The 3,247-nt window shown below is 40.6% G+C and carries 4 protein-coding genes; all 4 read right to left on the reverse strand.

The features are described from left to right. Positions 1 to 47: 47 nt before the first annotated feature. The 4 genes from LG34_RS16425 to rplS all read right to left on the reverse strand — a co-directional run bounded on the left by LG34_RS16425 (position 48) and on the right by rplS (position 3,022). Positions 48 to 809, reverse strand: coding sequence for a ribonuclease HII (locus LG34_RS16425; protein ID WP_109217032.1), 762 nt, complete (start codon positions 807 to 809; stop codon positions 48 to 50). Position 810: 1 nt separating this feature from the next. Continuing rightward, the gene (gene ylqF, locus LG34_RS16430) at positions 811 to 1,662 is read right to left on the reverse strand and encodes a ribosome biogenesis GTPase YlqF (RefSeq protein WP_109217033.1); all 852 of its coding nucleotides are present in this window, start codon (positions 1,660 to 1,662) and stop codon (positions 811 to 813) included. Positions 1,663 to 1,694: 32 nt separating this feature from the next. After that, the gene (gene lepB, locus LG34_RS16435) at positions 1,695 to 2,279 is read right to left on the reverse strand and encodes a signal peptidase I (RefSeq protein ID WP_109217034.1); all 585 of its coding nucleotides are present in this window, start codon (positions 2,277 to 2,279) and stop codon (positions 1,695 to 1,697) included. Positions 2,280 to 2,668: 389 nt separating this feature from the next. Then, positions 2,669 to 3,022, reverse strand: coding sequence for a 50S ribosomal protein L19 (gene rplS / locus LG34_RS16440; protein ID WP_109217035.1), 354 nt, complete (start codon positions 3,020 to 3,022; stop codon positions 2,669 to 2,671). Positions 3,023 to 3,247 lie beyond the last annotated feature (225 nt).

Here is a 3,247-nt window from a genome sequence, read left to right on the forward strand (position 1 = left end):
TTACTCACCACTTGCAGAAGTGGGAGTCTTCTCGACTGAGATAAAATTTAAATAAAGTTATGTATAAAACTCTGTCTGTGAATCGGCGAAGCACCATATTTCTTCAATGCCGCAATATGAGCCGCAGATCCATAGCCTTTATTTGATGCAAAGCCATACTCCGGCATCACTTTATCGTATTCCACCATCAACCGGTCTCTGGTCACTTTTGCAATAATACTTGCTGCACCGATGGAGATACTTTTTGCATCACCTTTGATAATCGGAACCTGATAAATATCTACCTCAGGGATTGTCACCGCATCGTTCAAAAGCAAATCCGGCTGTGGATCTAATTTACTGATTGCCTCTCGCATTGCTTCATAGGTCGCCTGCAAAATATTAATCTCATCAATGCGCGCCGGAGATGCCATACCAATACCGGTAACCACTGCCTGTTCCATGATCACATCGTAGAGTTCTTCTCTCTTTTTCTCACTGAGTTTCTTGGAATCATTGATATACAAAATATTACAATCCTTTGGCAGAATCACTGCACCGGCTACCACCGGACCTGCCAGCGGTCCACGTCCAACCTCATCAACGCCGCAGATAAATGCATAATCTGCATATTTGCGCTCATAGATTTTCAGCGCATCAATACGCAACAATTCTTTTTCATATTTTTCCAGGCGTTTCTGTGCCTGATTTACAACTGTTTTTACACCAGCACGCTCATCTGTACTGTATTTCTGAATAAACTGCTGTAATTCTGTCTCCGTTGTTGCCTTTAATTCTTCTTTAATCTCACCGATTTTTCTGACTTCCATCTTAGTTCGCCTCCGGCAGTTCCAGTGTAATGCGTCCCAGACGTCCGGATCTGAAATCATCGATGACAAGTGCAGCTGCTTTGCTGTAATCAATCTCATTTCCACGCTGTACGCAGCCACGTTTCTGTGCGATCGCTTCCAGAATTTCCACCGGACGCTCCACATTTTCTTCTACCTCATAACGGGCAGTCAGTGTACCTGCATAATTTTCTTTCAAGTAAGAGATCAGTTCCAGAGAAAGTTCATCAATATTCAAAATTTCATCTTTAATAGAACCGATCAGTGCCAGACGGAGTCCAACCATCTGATCATCAAATTTCGGCCACAAAATACCCGGTGTATCCAGCAACTCCACATCTTTGTTCAGACGGATCCACTGTTTTCCTTTTGTCACACCTGGTTTATTTCCGGTCTTTGCACATGCTTTTCCGGCAAAGGTATTGATAAATGTAGATTTTCCCACGTTCGGGATTCCCACAACCATGGCACGAACCGGGCGGTTTTTGATTCCTCTGCGGCGGTCGCGCTCAATTTTTTCCTTACATGCTTCAAGAATGACGTTCTGGATTTCCTTCATGCTGTTTCTGCGTCGTGCATCCAGTTTTACCACATAAAATCCCTTTGCTTTAAAATAAGAAGCCCATGCCTCATTTTTTCTCTCATCGGACAGATCTGACTTGTTTAATAAAATCAGACGTGCTTTATTTTTTCCAAGATCATCAATATCCGGATTCCTGCTGCTGAGCGGAATTCTTGCATCCACCAGTTCGATCACCAGATCGATCAGCTTGATATCTTCCTGCATCTGGCGTTTTGCCTTCGTCATATGTCCCGGGTACCACTGAAAATTCATATTTTTTCTCCTTTTGCATCCACTAAAAACTACTAATTAATTTTTCCCATTTTATTAAAAGGTCTTGCCACAAACCAGGCTTTTCCTTGAATATATTCCTTTTTTATGTTTCCGATATTGGCATAACGACTATCCTCACTGCTGTTACGGTTATCACCAAGAACGAAATATTCATCTTCTCCAACCGTGATTTCATCCTCTGCCAGACCTGCATTTTTGATGGTTTCGGTGTCTTCCACATCATACAGTTCGCCATTGACATACAGCAGGCCATTTTTGATCTGTACTTTATCGCCGGGAACTCCGATCACTCTTTTAATATAGTAGTGACTCTTCTCATTTCCGTTTGGCAGAAAGACAATCACATCTCCTGCTTTCGGTTCTTTTATATTGTATACAAAGCGGTTAACTAGCACAACACTGCCATCGCTTAATGTCGATTCCATAGAATTTCCCACTACACTGACTCTCATACCGGCACAGTATACCAGCACAAAGGCAAGCAGAAGAACAATAAAAATCTCTACAATCCACAACAGAATTCCTTTTGCCGTCGATATTTTCATTTTTCTGCGTCTTCTTCGGAAATTCAATCCTCCTGTTCGAAACACTGTCATAATTAGATTATCTCCTTTCAGACCAATTTCAAGTCAAACATGTGCGAAACTCGCTATATGTTTCTACTCAATGTAAGTTCCTATCATCGTATATCTTTCTAAGAAGCATTACAATCTGCACATGCATTTTTATTGTAACAGAAAACATCTCTTTCAAACACCCTATAAATAGGAAAATACTGCAATAAAATCAAGGAAGTGTGCTATCACTCAAATAAAAAACTTTTCAATAGCACATTTCTTTATTATAAAAATCAAAAAATGTGCTTTTATATTCTCTCGCCATCGAACCTGTACCAGCACACCATTTATCCTGTAAATCGAAAAAATCCCCTGAAGATGCAAGGCATCATTCAGAGGATTATCATCATTCAGCATTCTAAAGCAGATTATTTTACTAACTCTTTAACTTTAGCTTTCTTACCTACACGGTCTCTTAAGTAGTAAAGTTTTGCACGTCTTACTTTACCGTAACGAACAACTTCAACTTTCTCTACGTTCGGGGAGTGTAATGGCCAAGTTTTCTCTACGCCAACACCGTTGGAGAATTTACGAACTGTAAATGTCTCACGGTTGCTTCCGCCCTGTTTCTTTAATACAGTACCCTCGAAAACCTGAATTCTTTCGCGGTTACCCTCTTTGATTTTTGCAGATACACGAACTGTATCTCCTACGGAAAACTCCGGTACTTCAGCTTTCAGCTGCTCAGCTTCGATGCTTTTGATAATTTCATTTGCGTTCATTCTTGTGACCTCCTGTTATTTGGATGTTCTTAATACGTTACGTAACAGAGGACCATCTCTTCTTTAATTCACAACGTATGATAGTTTACCATACTTATTTATAAAAAGCAACACAAATTGCTGCATTTCTATTGTATTTTTCGCAGTCCATGCATCAACTTTTTTGCAGGAACTGCTTTTATTCAAGTCGAACGCACGTGAGACTTGGTGCGTGATTCTGGTCAG

Source organism: Eubacterium ramulus, assembly GCF_003122485.1.
Lineage (GTDB): Bacteria > Bacillota > Clostridia > Lachnospirales > Lachnospiraceae > Eubacterium_I > Eubacterium_I ramulus_A.